Genomic DNA, 15,307 nt, shown 5'->3' with positions numbered 1-15,307 from the left:
CGCACGCTTTTGGCATAAATCAGCAGCAACAAAATCTGCCCGGCTGCATTGCGCGTGTAGTAGCACACCCGCACCCCGCCTGACTTTCCTGTGCCAGCACGTGCCCAGCGCACCTTGCGCACACCGCCCGAGCCCCGCACCACATCACCCGTCTCAGGGTGCTCCAGCAAGAACTGCTGAAACGCGGTGTAGTCATCTTCGGTGAGATAGTCATACACCATCCTGGAAAACAGACTGGATTCAATGAACTCGTACTTCATGACCAATTGTACGCTTTAGACGTATATAACCGGACCAGCGCAGACGTTCTATTTCTCGAAGTGGGCGACCGCATCGACGGCGACCTCCTGTACGAAACAGCACATTCCCGACAAGCACTGTTCGTCGCCCAGCCGGGCAGCCCGCATCAAGCCCGACAAACCGGCCCGATAAGCCCTGTTGGCAGGGGCAAAAAGCCCCAAAACCAGATGGCATGCACCTTGCAGTACAGATGCAAAGGAAGCCACACCATGCCTCTGAACCTCATCATCAATGACACCACCTTGCGCGACGGCGAGCAAACCGCCGGGGTTGCTTTCACGGTCGACGAGAAATGCGCCATTGCCAGCGCACTGGCTGCAGCGGGTGTGCCGGAAATGGAAATTGGCATTCCCGCCATGGGCGACGAAGAGATTGACTGCATCAACACCATCGCCGCGCTGGCGCTGCCCGCCGCGCTGATGGTCTGGGGCCGCCTGACCGATGCCGACCTGGCCAGTGCCATGCGCTGCCAGGCCGACATTGTCCACTTGTCGATTCCAGTGTCTGACATTCACCTGCAGCACAAGCTGCGCCAGCCGCGTGAATGGGTGCTGACGCAAGTCACCCAGGTGATTGAAAAAGCCGTTGCCACCGGCCGCAAGATTTCACTGGGTCTTGAGGACGCGTCACGCGCGGACGCCGGCTTTCTGGCACTGGTGGCCCGGCGCGCCCAAGCCTGCGGTGCCAGCCGGATTCGTTTTGCCGACACGCTGGGCGTGCTCGACCCGTTCACCACCTATGAGGCGCTGGCACGTTTGCGCGAGGCGGTGGACATCGAGATCGAAATGCACGCCCACAACGACCTGGGCCTGGCCACCGCCAACACCCTGGCCGCCCTGCGCGGCGGTGCCACCCATGCCAACACCACGGTCAACGGCCTGGGCGAACGCGCCGGCAACGCGGCGCTGGAAGAGGTGGTGATGGGCGTGCGCCACCTGCACCATGCCAACACAGGCGTGGACACGCAGGCGCTGGTGGCCATCTCCTGCCTGGTGGCGCGCGCCTCGGGTCGCCAGGTAGCTTTCAACAAGAGCATTGTGGGCGAGGCCGTGTTTACGCACGAATCGGGCATTCACATCGATGGCCTGCTGAAAAACGCCGCCACCTATGAGAGTTTTGACCCGTCGGAACTGGGCCGCCAGCGCCGGACCGTCTTGGGCAAGCATTCGGGCTCGCAGGCAGTGCGCCAGGCCTATGGTTTGCTGGGCGTGGCACTGGACGACGACGCGCTCACGGCGCGGCTGCTGACCCGCATCCGCGACCACGCCATGCGTGTCAAGCAGGAGGCGACACCAGACGAGTTGCACAGTTTTTTGCTGGAGTCGCTTGAAATGACGGCGCCTCACACGGTTGGCATGGTGGCATGAGGCCGGACATGAACACCCAGGACCTCGCTCAAGCCGCACCGCAGACCTCTGCGCATGAGGCGACAACACCCTCCTGGTGGTCTTTGGTGTTTGACGATGTGCATTGCGTGCTGGACCGTGACCCGGCCGCCCGCAGCCTGCTGGAGGCCTGGACGATTTACCCCGGTGTCCACGCCATTGCGCTGCACCGCATGGCACATGCCTTGTGGCGGCGTGGCTGGCGTTACCTGCCGCGCTGGGTGTCTTTCATGGCCCGTTGGTGGACCCATGTGGACATTCACCCGGGGGCGTTGATTGGCAAACGGTTTTTCATTGACCACGGCGCCGGCATCGTGATTGGCGAGACCGCCGTGGTGGGTGACGACGTCACGCTCTACCACGGTGTGACGCTGGGTGGCACCAGCTGGCGCGCAGGCAAGCGCCACCCCACGCTGGGCAACCAGGTGGTGGTGGGCGCCGGGGCCAAAATTTTGGGGCCGATCCAGGTGGGCGACCGGGTCCGTATTGCGGCCAATTCGGTGGTGATTGATGCCGTTCCTGCAGATACCACGGTGGTCGGTATTCCAGGTCGCGTGGTGGCGCCAAGCCGCCGCGCCACCCATGGGTTCGATCTGGACCATCACCTGATTCCGGACCCGGTGGGCAAGGCCATTGCCTGCCTGCTGGACCGGGTGGCGCAACTGGAGCTGGCTGCTCAGCCCCAGGCACCACTCTTTGCCACCCCAGAGGCACCCTGCGGTGTCTGTGATGACCACTGCACCGAGCCCGGTTTCAAACGCGCCCAAACTCAAACCACCACCTTGGAGTAAACCCCATGGAAACCTTTCTTCAACAACTCAAGGCCTTGTCTTCCGCAGAAGATTTTCTGCAGTACTTTGGTGTGCCGTTCGATCAGGGGGTGGTCAACGTCAGCCGCCTGCATATCCTGAAACGGTTTTTTCAGTACATCCGCCAGGAAAACCTGCTGGCGCAAACCGATGAAGTCGGTCTGTTCACCCAATACCGCGAGCAACTGGTCAAAGCTTACGCGGACTTTGTCAAATCAACGCCTGCGCAGGAAAAAGTGTTCAAGGTGTTTCAGGATGTCAATGGCCGCCAGCACGTGACGCTGGACAGCCTCAGGTCATCGTTGCCACGCCAGGCCCTGGCTTGAGAAAGGTTACACGTATGAACCACTCCACCACACCTGCGGCACCCAAGCCGCGTCCAGTGGGTCGGCGTCGGCTGTTGCTGATGGCCGCCGTGCTGCCACTGGCTGGCTGGCGTATCCAGCAAAACGCCGATGCCGCCCCGCTGCGCTGGGAAGGCATGGCCATGGGCGCTTCGACTTCGCTGGTGCTTTACCACGGGGGCGACACACCAAGAGCACAGGCTGCATTACGCGCAACGCTGGCCGAGGTTTCGCGACTGGAGGACATGTTCAGCCTGTTTCGCGCTGACTCATGGCTCTCAAAACTCAACCGCGCGGGCCATGTGGACAACGCCCCCCCCGAATTGACCGCGTTGTTGCGCACGGCACTCAACATGGCCGAGTTGTCACACGGCGTGTTCGACCCCAGTGTCCAGCCGCTCTGGAATTTGTACTTTGAGCACTTTGTGATGGGTGGCAACACGCAGCCCCCCGCCATGGACAAAGTGATGGCGGCAAAGGCCTTGGTTGGTTGGCGCGGCGTACACCTGGCAGGCTCCACGGTCACGCTGGCCCGCCCCGGCATGGGCCTCACGCTCAACGGCGTGGCGCAGGGTTTCATCACCGACCGCTGCAGCGAAGTGTTGCGCTCCCATGGCTTCAGCCACATGCTGGTGGACATGGGTGAACCACGCGCCGTGGCGGCCAAGCCCGATGGTTCGGCCTGGCAAATTGGACTGGCAGATCCGCGCGAGCCAAGCCAGGCCTTGCACACCTTGTCGGTGTTTGACCAGGCGGTGGCCACGTCGGGTGGTTATGGCACGATGCTGGACGCAGCCGGGCACTACACCCATCTGATCAACCCGCACACCGGTCACACGGCACCCGCTTTTGAGAGTGTCAGCGTGGTCGCCCCCAACGCCACCCAGGCAGATGCTTTGTCGACCACGCTGGCGCTGATTCCAAACCACGACCTTCCCGCGCGCCTGGCCTTGCTGCGCACCCAGCCGGGTTGCCGTGCCATTTGCATCGACCAAACGGGTGCAGTGAGCGAACTGTCATGAACACACAGCACGAATCCGATGGGGCCTTGATCGAGGGACTGGCCCGTGTGGTCGCGGTGGACCGTGACCAGGTTTGGCTCGCTGCCGAGCAGCCGGCCGCTTGCGGCAGCTGCGCCACCCGCAGCGCCTGCGGCGGCGGCAGCAGCCAAGCCGCCGCCAGCTGGCGTGTCCCTCGCGCCCTGGGTGCGGGTCAGGCACCCCTGGCATTGGGTGACACCGTGCACATTGGAGTGGACCGCAGCGCACTCACCCGCGCCTCACTTGCGTCCTACGCCATGCCCTTGCTCACGATGTTGATGGCCGCCGGCGCCCTGCAGGGGGCGGGCAATGTGGTAGCCATCGTGGCCGCACTTGCCGGCCTGCTGGTGGGTGTCGCGGCTGCCAGCTTACTGGCACGGCGCTGGCGAGATAGCCTGGTGCCGGTGGTGCTGGGGCGTGCCCTGCCGGCCTCCGGCGCTTCATGCGCCACCAGCCGTCAGGCCGTCAACGCTGGCGCGCTGCAGCGCATCACCATTCCCGCGATCCAGCAACGGAGCCAGAGATGAAAGATTTTCTACTCGTGTTATTGAGTACCGCCATCGTCAACAACGTGGTGCTGGCCAAGTTTTTGGGTCTGTGCCCTTTCATGGGCACGTCATCGCGCATCGACACCGCCATGGGCATGGGACTGGCCACCACCTTCGTGTTGACGCTGTCCACCGGCTTTGTCTGGGTGGCCGAAGCGCTGCTGTTGGGGCCGCTGGACCTGTCCTTCCTGCGCACCATGACCTTCATTCTGGTGATTGCTGCGGTGGTGCAGTTCACCGAGATGGTGATTCGCCGCATCTCACCGCCGCTGTACGAGGCGCTGGGGGTCTATTTGCCACTGATCACCACCAACTGCGCGGTGCTGGGTGTGGCCTTGCTGACGATCCAGGGCGGCCATGGGTTTGTCACCAGCCTGTTGCGTGGTTTTGGCACGGCAGCAGGTTTTGGTCTGGTGCTGGTGATATTTGCCGGCCTGCGTGAGCGCCTGGCCATCGCCGACGTGCCCAAGGTCTTCGAGGGCGCACCGATCGGTTTCATCACGGCCGGTGTCTTGTCGCTGGCGTTCATGGGTTTTGCCGGACTGGGAGGCTGATGTGATCGATTCAATCATGATGACGCATGCTGCCCAGGCGGTGGCTGCCATTGGCTTGTTGGGCACGGGCCTGGGCGTGGTGCTGGGTGTGGCGGCGCGTTATTTGGCCGCACCGGTCGATGACCGTGCCGAGGCGGTTGCCGCCATCCTGCCTGGCTCGAACTGTGCGCAATGCGGTTTCGCCGGATGCAAACAGGCGGCGGCGGCCATTGTGGACGGGCGGGCCGCCCCCAATGTCTGCCCGCCGGGTGGTGCATCCACAGCGCAACGTGTGGCCGAACTGATCGGTGTGCGCCTGGCGGTGGATGGGGCCGACACCGCCTTGCCCACCGTGGCCTGGGTCGATGAAGAACGCTGCATTGGCTGCACACGCTGCATTCGCAAATGTGGCTCGGATGCCATCGTGGGCGCCCTCAAGCAAATGCACACTGTGTTGCCCGAGGCTTGTTATGCCTGCGGATTGTGTGAAATCGAATGCCCGACCCAAGCCATTGTGATGAAGCCCGTGATGCCCACACTGGCCACCTGGCACTGGCCCAAGCCCACCGCCAAACATCGCGTGGTAGTCGGCTGAAAGGACACTGCGATGAAGCTTTTTCAGGTTCGAGGTGGCGTCAAGCTCAGCTACCGCAAGGAGTTGAGCAGCGAAAACCCCATTGTGCGCATGCCGCCACCCAAACGCGTGTGCATCCCCTTGCAGCAGCACGTGGGCAGCCCGGCTGAACCGGTGGTCGAGGTTGGTCAATGGGTGGGCAAAGGTCAGCTGATCGGGCGGGCCGGACGCGGTATTTCGGCCAATGTGCACGCCTCCATCTCCGGCACGGTGATCGCCATCGAGGACCGCATGGCCCCGCATCCGTCGGGACTGACCCAGCCCACGGTGGTGATCGAGGCCGATGGCGAAAACCGCTGGGCCGAACTGGCCCGACCCATCACCGACGACTTTCCCCTGCCGGTCACCCCCAAGGAGCTGAGTGAGCGCGTGGCCGCCGCCGGTATTGTGGGCTTGGGCGGCGCAGCCTTTCCGTCAGCGGTCAAGCTCGACATGCGCTACAAACACAGCATTGACACCCTGGTGATCAACGGTGCCGAGTGCGAGCCCTACATCACCTGTGACGACCGCCTGATGCAGGAAGCCGCCAACGAAATCATCGACGGTGTGCGCATCATGGCTTATGCGCTGGCCGTTCAGCAGATCATCATTGCCATTGAAGCCAACAAGCCCAAGGCCGTGAAGGCCATGCGCGAGGCCGCCCGCGCCGACAGAAGTATCAGCGTGGTGACGGTTCCCACCCGCTTTCCCATGGGCTCGGCGCAGCACCTGCTGATGGCGGTGACAGGGCGGGAAACCCCTGCCGACAAGCGTACCGCCGAGGTCGGTGCCGTGGTTCACAACGTGGCCACCGCACGCGCGGTCAGTTCCGCCATCCGGCGGGGTGAGCCCCTGATCAGCCGCGTGGTGACGGTGTCAGGGTTTGGTGTGCGAGAACCGGCCAATGTGGAAGTGCCACTGGGCACCTCGGTGGAAGACCTGCTGACTTTTTGCGGCGGGCTGCATCCGGTGCCCACGCTGCTGATCGGCGGCGGCCCCATGATGGGAGCAGCTCTGCCATCGGTGCACGCACCGGTGGTCAAGGGCTCTTGCGGAATTCTTGCGCTCACCGCCGCTGAAATCAACGAAGGTCCGGAGTCCCCCTGCATCCGCTGCGGCAAGTGTGTCACCGCCTGTCCCGCCGGACTGGTTCCGGTTGAGATGGCGCAATTGATCAAGCGAGGGGATTTGCAGGGGGCCAAAGCCATTGGCAGCCAGGACTGCATCGCCTGTGGTTCCTGTTCATTCATTTGTCCGTCGCACATTCCTCTGGCGCATTACTTCAGCTTTGCCAATGGCAAGTTGAATGCCCTCGACCGCGACGCGCGTCGGCAAGACCGCATCCGTTCGCTGATTCAAGCCCGCAACGAGCGCACGACGCGCGAGGCTGAAATCAAAAAGGCCGCCTCTGCCGCGCGCAAGGCCGCCAAAGCGGCGGCGGCAGCAGCAGCAGCCGCCGCCACGGAAACAACTGATGCAGACCAGCGCTTGCTTGAGGAGTCCACATGAGTACCTTGGCCAACCGCGCCGGACCTTTCACGCACACGGTCAACACCGTGACCCGAACCATGGTCTGGGTCATTCTGGCCCTGATGCCTGGCACGGCCTATGGCTTGTGGCTGTATGGCTGGCCTGCGGTAATGTTGTTCGCCATCACCTTGGGCAGTGCCATGGCTTCTGAGGCCGCCATGCTGGCGCTGCTGAAACAACCGAGCACCCGCCTTTTTGATGGTTCGGCGCTGCTCACCGGCTGGTTGCTGGCCATGAGCCTGCCACCCTGGGCCCCCTGGTGGATTGGGGTGCTGGGCAGCATCTCGGCCATTGTGCTGGGCAAACATCTGTTTGGCGGTCTGGGTCAGAACCTGTTCAACCCCGCCATGGTCGCCCGCATCGTGCTGCTGATTTCATTTCCGGTGCAGTTAACGCTGTGGGTCGCACCGGCACCCTTCGGCAGTGACGCGGCCCCCTCCTTCGGTCAGGCACTGGCGATTGTGAGCGGCCACACACCGATACCTGAACACATGAGTGCCGCCACCGCGTTGGGAACCCTGAAAACCGAGCTGTCACGCGGAGTGCCAGTGGTCAAGACGTCTGAGCAGCTACCCTCGTCACAACAATTGGCCATTGGCCAAGAGTCCGGCTCCATGGGCGAAACTTCTGCCGGACTGCTGCTGGCGGGGGGCCTGCTGCTGCTGATGTTGCGCATCATCTCCTGGCATATCCCTCTCGCCCTGCTGGGCACGCTGGGGGCCTTGGCGGCGATATCCAATGCATTGGACCCGGCCCGGTTTGCCTCCATGCCCATCCACCTGCTGTCCGGGGCGGCGGTGCTGGGCGCATTTTTTATCGCCACCGACTACGTGACCTCGCCCGTCTCGCGCAGTGGCCAGTTGCTGTTTGGCGCTGGCATCGGTGCGCTGACCTGGGTGATTCGTGCACTGGGTGGCTACCCGGAAGGCCTGGCCTTTGCGGTGGTGCTCATGAATGCGCTGGTGCCGCTGATTGACCGTGGCCTGCGCCCCCGCGTGTTTGGTCGCAGTCGCCGCGGCAAATCTCTGGAAGCCAAGGCCCAACCCAGGATCCACATATGAGCGCCACCGATCACACACCATCCCTCGCCCCCAAGGCTCCCAGGATCGCCCGTCTGAGTGCGCTGCTGGCTCTCGCTGGTGGTAAACATGCCCTGGTGCTCGGCGGTTTTTCACTGGCGGCCACCTTGTTGCTGGCGGTGGCCTATGGTTTGACCCGGGAGCCGATCAAACAAAGTGCCCTGGAAGACCTGCGTCACTCTCTGGAGCAGGTGATTCCGGCCAGCATCCACGACAACAACCCTGCCGCTGACACGGTGCAACTGCAACTCGACGGCACGCCCTTGCTGGTCTATCAGGCACGCAAGGCGGGGCATGTGACCGGCGTGGCGTTTGAGGCCTCCCGCAAAGGCTACAGCGGCGAGATCAGGGTGCTGCTGGGAATTGACGAAAGTGGCAAGCTGCTCGGTGTGCGGGTCCTGAAACACACGGAAACGCCTGGTCTGGGCGACAAAATTGAAGTCACCCGCTCCGACTGGATCACCCGCTTTACCGGCAAGTCATTGGGTGATCCGCCTGATGCCCAGTGGGCCGTCAAAAAGGATGGCGGGCCATTTGACCAGTTTGCCGGGGCCACCATCACACCACGGGCGGTGGTCAACGGCGTTCGAGACGGGTTGCGACTGTTTGCCGCCCACCGCAAAGCCCTTTTACAGGAGGTTTCCCCATGAGCTCATCCCGAGACATCCTTGTTGATGGTGTGTGGCGCAACAATGTGGTGTTCAGCCAGATGTTGTCCTTGTGCCCGACCCTGGCCGTGACATCGGCAGCCACCCAGGGCCTGGGCATGGGCATGGCCACCATGGCGGTGCTGATCGCCTCCAACATGCTGGTGGCACTGCTGCGCGGCTTGATCACCGACGAAGTCCGCATACCGGCATTTGTGTTGATCATTGCCACCCTGGTCACCATTGTTGACCTGGCCATGAACGCCTGGCTGCACGAATTACACAAGGTGCTGGGTTTGTTCATTCCCCTGATTGTGGTGAACTGCCTGATTCTGGGCCGTGCCGAATCCTTTGCCTGCAAAAACAGCGTGGCCTTGTCGGCCCTGGATGGTTTGGCCATGGGTGCGGGGTTCACCCTGGCCCTGACGCTGATGGGTGCCTTGCGCGAAATTGGCGGCAGCGGCACGCTGTTCTCCGGTGCCTCAACGCTGCTCGGGCCAGCCATGGGCGCGCTGGAGATTCGCGTCTACCCCGGTGCCGGTGCCCTGGTCATGATCCTGCCCGCCGGCGGTTTTATTGTGCTGGGCTTGATGATCGCGGCCAAGCGGGCCATGGATGCAAGACAACCATCACAGCGCGTGCAAGAGGCCTCGTGTCATTCGCCCAAACCTGTCGCGGCTGCATCATGAAAGTCAGTGTCACCTATGCCTTGCCTGAGCGCCAAACCTGGCTCGATGTGGAAGTGCCGGAACAAGCCACCGTGCGCGATGCAATTGAGGCCAGTGGCATTACTCGCGCCTTTCCAGGGCTGGACCTGAGCAGCCAAAAGGTGGGCGTCTTTGGCAAAACCATCGCCCTGGAAGCACGACTGGAGGCGGGTCAGCGGGTTGAGATATACCGGCCCATCACCGCAGACCCGATGGCCTTGCGGGGCGACACAGACAACGACGAATGAAGCATCACCATCCATTCACTTGTAAAACGCCTCCACCTTGCCTTTAAGCTTGATCAGCAGCGGGTTGCCCTTGCGGTCGCGCGTCTTGCCGGCGGGCACCTTGACCCAGCCTTCGCTGACGCAATATTCCTCAACGTTGAACAGCTCCTTGTCGTTGAGCCGGATGCCGATGTCATGCTCAAAAACAGCCGCGACGTGGTGCGGACTGCGCGCGTCAGCGGACAGGTGGTCGGGGAGCTCGGGCTTTTGTGGCGTGTCGGTCATGAAGTTCTCAGGATGAATGAAGGTGAACAGGCGCCTATTTTCCAACATTCGGCAGCAGGAAATTCCGGACCCCTCACAACGCGTCGCGCAGTGTCATCAATTCCCAGCGCCCGTTTTTCCATAAATTGCGGGTGCTGGGCTCGTGCTGCAGCAGCAAGGCCTGCAGCAACGGCTCCAGCAATGTGGTGTCGGGGTTGGCCAGCAGCACGTAACGCGCTTCACCATCATCGCGCTCTTCCTGCAACTGCCCCACCCAGTCCAGCGCCACCAAAGCCTCCAGCACGGGCTCAAGCTGCAACGCATCGACCTTGAGCCACTGCGACAAGCCGGACATGGTCAAGCCCTTGTCCATGCTGGCCCGCAAGGGCGCCAACTGCTGCAACACCTCAATGGCCAGCAAAAACTGCCAGCCCTGGGCATTGACGCGGCGCTGCACACCACTGAGCAAGCTCGGCAGATAGGCCGCAATCACCGCCCCCAGCAGCACAATGACCCAGCCCACATAGATCCAGATCAGCATGATGGGCAAGGTGGCAAAAGCGCCATACAGCACCGAATACGTCGGCACATTGCCCAGATAGATCACCAGCAGCTTTTTGGCCGCCTCGAAACCGACCGACACGAACAGCCCCCCGACCCAGGCATGGGCCCAGCGCACCCGCGTGTTGGGCACATAACGGTAGAGCGCAGCCAGCCCCAAGGCCAGCAGCACAAATTGCAGGCTTTCCAGCAGCAACCCAACACCACCCGGCAACCCGCCCACCAGCCCTTTGGAAGCAGACAGTGCGTAAGACGTCAGGCTCAAGCTGAGTGCCAGCAATATGGGGCCAAGCGTCATCACCGCCCAATACACCAACACCCGTTGCCCCAAGGGGCGCGGTTTGCGCACCCGCCAGATGGCGTTCAAGGTGCGGTCGATCGTCAAGATCAAAGCCTGTGCAGTGATCAACAAAACAGCAAAACCGACACCGCCGAGCTTGCTGGCCTTGCCGGCAAACTGCGTCAGGTAGCCCAGCACCTGGCGCGCAATATTGTCCGGGATCAGGCTCTGGATCAACCACTGTTGCAGCACCCCCTGAAACTTGGCAAACATCGGGAACGCGGTAAACACCGCCAGCAGCACGGTGACCAGCGGCACCAGCGCAATGGTGGTGGTAAAGGTCAGGCTGCTGGCGGTGAGCCCCAAACGGTCTTCCCGGAAGCGCTCGCGCAGCGTGTGGGCGGTATTTTTCCAGGGAAAATGGGACAGATCATTCAAAAAGACATCCAGCCTCTGGGGCCAGGCCATGCGTACGGTGGGTGGTGAGCTCATGGCCGCTATGATGCCACCGTCATGAACACTTTTCGCACCTCTTCCCCTACCCCGGCCACCCCAAGCGTGGCTTTGACCCGAATTCTGGCAGTTGGCAGCCTGCTGGGGCTGATTGCCCTGGGACTGGCCTGGGAACTGCTGCTGGCCCCGCTGCGACCGGGCGGCTCCTGGCTGGCACTCAAGGTCCTGCCGCTGTGCGTGCCGCTGGCGGGCCTGCTGAAAAACCGCATGTACACCTACCGCTGGGTCAGCTTGCTGGTGTGGCTGTACTTTACCGAAGGCGCGGTGCGCGCGTACAGCGACGCCGCACCAGGAAACTATCTGGCCATGGTGGAGGTTTTCCTGTGCCTGACCCTGTTTACCGCCTGCGCGCTGCATGTGCGGCTGCGACTCAAAAACGCCGTCAAGGCAGTTGACCCGGCCATCGAAACCACGACACCCCCTGCGACCAGCCATGCAAAACCTGCTCTCTGAACTCAAAGCCATCGTTGGCAGCGCCCATGTCCTGACCGAAGGCGACCTGAGCGCCTGGACCCAGGACTGGCGCAAGCGCAGCCACGGCAAGGCGCTGGCCGTGGTGCGCCCGGCCAGCACCGACGAGGTCGCGCAAGTGGTCAAAGCCTGCGCTGACTTCCTGACGCAGCACCCCGAAAGCGGTTTGAGCATCGTGCCGCAAGGCGGCAACACCGGCCTGGTGGTGGGTTCGACACCCGACGAGACCGGCCGGCAAATCGTGCTGAGCCTGCAGCGCATGAATGCGGTGCGCAGCGTCGATGCGGCCAACCTGACGATGACGGTCGAGGCCGGCTGCATTTTGCAGGCGGTGCAAGAGCAGGCCGAGACTGCAGGTTTCTGGTTTCCGCTGAGTCTGGCGGCCGAGGGCTCGTGCACCATTGGCGGCAATCTCGGCACCAACGCCGGCGGCACGCAGGTGCTGCGCTTCGGCAACGCGCGTGACCTGTGCCTGGGTCTGGAGGTGGTGACACCGCAAGGCGATGTCTGGCAGGGTCTGAGCGGCCTGCGCAAGGACAACACCGGGTATGACCTGAAAAATCTCTACATCGGTGCCGAGGGCACGCTGGGCATCATCACCGCCGCCACGCTCAAGCTCTATCCGCTGCCCAAGGCGCAGCTCACCGCCTGGGCTGCCGTGCCATCCATGGAAGCGGCCGTGCAACTGCTGGGTTTGGCGCACCAGCACCTGGGCGCCAGCCTGACCGGCTTCGAGATGATGGGCCAGTTTGCCCTGAGCCTGGTGGCCAGGCACTTCGATAACTTGCGCGTGCCGCTCTTCCAGGAAAGCGCTTTTTGCGTGCTGCTGGAGAACGCCGATGCCGAGTCCGAAACCCACGCCAGAAGCCAGTTGGAAAGCCTGCTGGAAGCCGCACTGGCAGAGGGTTGTGTGACCGATGCCGTGGTGGCAGAGAACCTGGCGCAAGCGCAAACCCTGTGGCAGATTCGCGAGAGCATTCCGCTGGCGCAAGCGCAGGAGGGGCTCAACATCAAGCACGACATTTCGGTGCCGGTGTCCGCTTTTGCCACCTTTGTGACCCGCACCGATGCCCAGCTGGCACAAGCCATTCCCGGCGTGCGCCTGGTCAACTTCGGCCACCTGGGCGACGGCAACCTGCACTACAACGTGCAGGCGCCCGTGGGGCAGGATGCGGCAGTCTTTTTGCAGGAGCAGGAAGCCCGCGTGAACCAGATCGTGTTTGACGCGGTACTGGCGCATGGCGGCTCGATTTCGGCCGAGCACGGCGTGGGCAGTCTCAAGGTCGATCACCTGAGCCACTACAAATCCCCCGTGGCCTTGCAAACCATGCGCGCCATCAAGCAGGCGCTGGACCCGCTCAACCTGATGAATCCGGGGCGGGTGGTGCGGCTCAGCGCCTAGCCCGGTCGGGCCGCTTGCCAGCTTAATTCCTGCGTTCCCGCGCCAGCGTCATGGCGGTATCCTCGATCATGTCTTCCTGCCCGCCCACCATGCCGCGGCGGCCCATCTCGACCAGAATGTCGCGGGCACTCACGCCGTACTTCTTCTCGGCACGCTTGGCAAACAACAGGAAAGAACCATAAACACCGGCATAACCCAGCGTCAAGGCGTCGCGGTCAATGCGGATCGGGAAGTCCATGATCGGCACCACCAGGTCTTCAGCCACGTCCTGAATCTTGTAGACATCGACGCCGGTGTCGATTTTCATGAGGTCGAGCACCGACACCAGCACTTCCATCGGCGTGTTGCCGGCACCCGCGCCCAGGCCGGCCGCGGCCGCATCAATGCGCGTGGCACCGACTTCAATGGCGGCGATCGAGTTGGCCACACCCATGGCCAGGTTGTGGTGGCCGTGGAAACCCAGTTCGGTCTCGGGCTTCAAGGCTGCACGCACCGCGCCAAGCTTGGTTTTGACATCACCGGGCAGCATGTGGCCGGCTGAATCTGTGACGTAAATGCAGTTGGCGCCATAGCCTTCCATCAATTTGGCCTGGCTCACCAGCTTCTCGGCGCTGGCCATGTGCGCCATCATCAAAAAGCCCACGGTGTCCAGCCCCAGCGCACGCGCCTTGGTGATGTGCTGTTCGCTCACATCGGCTTCAGTGCAATGGGTGGCCACACGGATGGTGGCCACGCCCAGGTCCCTGGCCATCAGCAAATGGTCGACGGTGCCGATGCCGGGCAAGAGCAGGGCCGAGACCTTGGCCTGCTTCATCAAGGGGATGACCGCACCCAGGTATTCCTCGTCGGTGTGGGCCGGAAAGCCATAGTTGACCGAGGAGCCGCCCAGGCCGTCGCCGTGGGTCACTTCGATCAGCGGGATGCCGGCCTCATCGAGGCCGCAGGCGATGGATTTCATTTGCTCCAGCGTCATCAGGTGGCGCTTGGGGTGCATGCCGTCGCGCAGGGTCATGTCATGCAGGGTGATTTGTCGGGTGTGTGTCATGGTGTTCTCCTGGGGGTTCAAGCCTGCGTGGCTTTGAGCGTGAGCCGACCGGCAATGATTTCTTCGGCAAACATTTCTGCCGTGCGGGCCGCGGCAGCGGTCATGATGTCGAGGTTGCCAGCGTACTTGGGCAGGTAGTCGCCCAGGCCTTCGACTTCCAGGAAGACAGAGACACGCTTGCCGTCAAAGACCGGGCCGTTGACTAATCTGTAGCCGGGCACGTACTTTTGAACTTCCTTGATCATGGCGTGGATCGACTCGGTGATCCTGGCCTGATCAGGCTCAGATTCAGTGAGGCAGTGCACGGTGTCGCGCATGATCAATGGTGGCTCGGCCGGGTTCAGGATGATGATGGCCTTGCCTTTTTTTGCGCCGCCGACTTTTTCCACGGCGCTGGCGGTGGTGCGGGTGAATTCATCGATGTTCTTGCGGGTGCCGGGGCCGGCGGACTTGCTGGCCACGGTGGCGACGATTTCGCCGTAGGCCACCGCTTGCACGCGGCTGATGGCTGCCACCATGGGGATGGTGGCCTGGCCACCGCAGGTGACCATGTTGACGTTCATCTCGTTCAAAAGGCCCCCACGCTCCCCCGCTGCGCGTGGTCCGCTGCCCCCCGAGGGGGCTGGGCTGCCTTGGGAGCGGCCCGGCGGCAGCCCGCCCACGTGTTCGACCAGGTTGACCGACGGCACGCAGAACGGGCCGATGGCCGCCGGCGTGAGGTCGATCATCAGGGCGCCCTGGGCGTTGACTTTGCGGCTGTTGTCGGCGTGCACGTAGGCGCTGGTGGCGTCAAAGACGATTTGCACACCGTCGGCGAGCATGTGGGGCACCAGGCCGTCGACACCGTCGGAGGTGGTCTTGATGCCCATGTCGCGGGCGCGTTTCAAGCCGTCGGATTCGGGGTCGATGCCGACCATCCAGACCGGCTCCAAAACCAGGCTGCGTTGCAGCTTGGCCAGCAGGTCGGTGCCAATGTTGCCGGGGCCGATCAGGGCGCATTTGATTTTTT

Annotated in this window: 19 protein-coding genes; 14 read left to right on the top strand and 5 right to left on the bottom strand. The window is 62.8% G+C overall.

Annotated features, from left to right (window positions below; genetic code table 11):
- Window positions 1–260: transcriptional regulator (locus NDI87_RS11865; RefSeq protein ID WP_296275440.1), on the bottom strand; the 260-nt coding region annotated here is incomplete at its 3' end.
- A gap of 249 nt (window positions 261–509) precedes the next feature.
- Between NDI87_RS11865 and nifV the strand changes: the two genes are divergently transcribed.
- The 12 genes from nifV to NDI87_RS11805 are packed head-to-tail and all read left to right on the top strand — an operon-like array spanning window position 510 to window position 9,783.
- Window positions 510–1,667: a homocitrate synthase gene (gene nifV / locus NDI87_RS11860; protein ID WP_296275439.1), complete on the top strand. Its 1,158-nt coding sequence runs from the start codon at window positions 510–512 to the stop codon at window positions 1,665–1,667.
- A gap of 8 nt (window positions 1,668–1,675) precedes the next feature.
- Window positions 1,676–2,476: a serine O-acetyltransferase gene (gene cysE, locus NDI87_RS11855; protein WP_296275437.1), complete on the top strand. Its 801-nt coding sequence runs from the start codon at window positions 1,676–1,678 to the stop codon at window positions 2,474–2,476.
- Between the two features lie 5 nt (window positions 2,477–2,481).
- Window positions 2,482–2,820 (top strand): nitrogenase stabilizing/protective protein NifW, encoded by a 339-nt coding sequence (gene nifW / locus NDI87_RS11850; protein ID WP_296275436.1) that lies wholly within the window; start codon window positions 2,482–2,484, stop codon window positions 2,818–2,820.
- Between the two features lie 14 nt (window positions 2,821–2,834).
- Window positions 2,835–3,860 (top strand): FAD:protein FMN transferase, encoded by a 1,026-nt coding sequence (locus NDI87_RS11845; RefSeq protein WP_296275435.1) that lies wholly within the window; start codon window positions 2,835–2,837, stop codon window positions 3,858–3,860.
- Complete coding sequence (locus NDI87_RS11840; protein WP_296275434.1) at window positions 3,857–4,405, top strand: SoxR reducing system RseC family protein; 549 nt, start codon at window positions 3,857–3,859, stop codon at window positions 4,403–4,405. The genes NDI87_RS11845 and NDI87_RS11840 overlap by 4 nt, the downstream gene beginning before the upstream one ends.
- Window positions 4,402–4,980, top strand: coding sequence for an electron transport complex subunit RsxA (gene rsxA, locus NDI87_RS11835; RefSeq protein ID WP_296275433.1), 579 nt, complete (start codon window positions 4,402–4,404; stop codon window positions 4,978–4,980). Before NDI87_RS11840 ends, rsxA begins: the two co-directional genes overlap by 4 nt.
- A gap of 1 nt (window position 4,981) precedes the next feature.
- Window positions 4,982–5,554 carry an RnfABCDGE type electron transport complex subunit B gene (locus NDI87_RS11830; protein ID WP_296275432.1) on the top strand — a complete coding sequence of 191 codons (573 nt, stop codon included), beginning with the start codon at window positions 4,982–4,984 and terminating at the stop codon, window positions 5,552–5,554.
- A 12-nt stretch (window positions 5,555–5,566) separates the two neighbouring features.
- The gene (gene rsxC / locus NDI87_RS11825; RefSeq protein WP_296275430.1) at window positions 5,567–7,081 is read left to right on the top strand and encodes an electron transport complex subunit RsxC; all 1,515 of its coding nucleotides are present in this window, start codon (window positions 5,567–5,569) and stop codon (window positions 7,079–7,081) included.
- Window positions 7,078–8,163, top strand: coding sequence for an RnfABCDGE type electron transport complex subunit D (locus NDI87_RS11820; RefSeq protein ID WP_296275429.1), 1,086 nt, complete (start codon window positions 7,078–7,080; stop codon window positions 8,161–8,163). Before rsxC ends, NDI87_RS11820 begins: the two co-directional genes overlap by 4 nt.
- Window positions 8,160–8,831, top strand: coding sequence for an electron transport complex subunit RsxG (gene rsxG, locus NDI87_RS11815; RefSeq protein ID WP_296275428.1), 672 nt, complete (start codon window positions 8,160–8,162; stop codon window positions 8,829–8,831). Before NDI87_RS11820 ends, rsxG begins: the two co-directional genes overlap by 4 nt.
- On the top strand, window positions 8,828–9,517 hold the full coding sequence (locus tag NDI87_RS11810; RefSeq protein ID WP_296275426.1) for an electron transport complex subunit E: 690 nt from the start codon (window positions 8,828–8,830) through the stop codon (window positions 9,515–9,517). Before rsxG ends, NDI87_RS11810 begins: the two co-directional genes overlap by 4 nt.
- The gene (locus NDI87_RS11805; RefSeq protein ID WP_296275425.1) at window positions 9,514–9,783 is read left to right on the top strand and encodes an RnfH family protein; all 270 of its coding nucleotides are present in this window, start codon (window positions 9,514–9,516) and stop codon (window positions 9,781–9,783) included. Before NDI87_RS11810 ends, NDI87_RS11805 begins: the two co-directional genes overlap by 4 nt.
- Window positions 9,784–9,798: 15 nt before the next feature.
- Here the strand turns inward: NDI87_RS11805 and NDI87_RS11800 are convergent, their stop codons facing one another.
- Both NDI87_RS11800 and NDI87_RS11795 read right to left on the bottom strand, forming a co-directional pair.
- Window positions 9,799–10,047, bottom strand: a complete 249-nt coding sequence (locus NDI87_RS11800; protein ID WP_296275423.1) for a DUF3297 family protein — start codon at window positions 10,045–10,047, stop codon at window positions 9,799–9,801.
- A gap of 73 nt (window positions 10,048–10,120) precedes the next feature.
- The gene (locus NDI87_RS11795) at window positions 10,121–11,359 is read right to left on the bottom strand and encodes a YihY family inner membrane protein (RefSeq protein ID WP_296275421.1); all 1,239 of its coding nucleotides are present in this window, start codon (window positions 11,357–11,359) and stop codon (window positions 10,121–10,123) included.
- Window positions 11,360–11,380: 21 nt separating this feature from the next.
- On the opposite strand from NDI87_RS11795, the gene NDI87_RS11790 reads away from it, so the two are divergent.
- Together NDI87_RS11790 and NDI87_RS11785 are read left to right on the top strand one after the other, a co-directional pair.
- Window positions 11,381–11,833: a DUF2069 domain-containing protein gene (locus NDI87_RS11790; protein WP_296275420.1), complete on the top strand. Its 453-nt coding sequence runs from the start codon at window positions 11,381–11,383 to the stop codon at window positions 11,831–11,833.
- Window positions 11,814–13,253: an FAD-binding oxidoreductase gene (locus NDI87_RS11785; protein ID WP_296275418.1), complete on the top strand. Its 1,440-nt coding sequence runs from the start codon at window positions 11,814–11,816 to the stop codon at window positions 13,251–13,253. Before NDI87_RS11790 ends, NDI87_RS11785 begins: the two co-directional genes overlap by 20 nt.
- Window positions 13,254–13,275: 22 nt before the next feature.
- On the opposite strand, the gene dmpG is transcribed toward NDI87_RS11785, so the two are convergent.
- Both dmpG and NDI87_RS11775 read right to left on the bottom strand, forming a co-directional pair.
- Window positions 13,276–14,298 carry a 4-hydroxy-2-oxovalerate aldolase gene (dmpG, locus tag NDI87_RS11780; RefSeq protein WP_296275417.1) on the bottom strand — a complete coding sequence of 341 codons (1,023 nt, stop codon included), beginning with the start codon at window positions 14,296–14,298 and terminating at the stop codon, window positions 13,276–13,278.
- A 17-nt stretch (window positions 14,299–14,315) separates the two neighbouring features.
- The coding region (locus tag NDI87_RS11775; protein ID WP_296275416.1) for an acetaldehyde dehydrogenase (acetylating) at window positions 14,316–15,307 on the bottom strand (992 nt) is incomplete at its 5' end.

The organism is Rhodoferax sp., assembly GCF_023701345.1.
GTDB lineage: Bacteria > Pseudomonadota > Gammaproteobacteria > Burkholderiales > Burkholderiaceae_C > Rhodoferax.
This window is presented reverse-complemented; position numbering and strand designations above follow the sequence as displayed.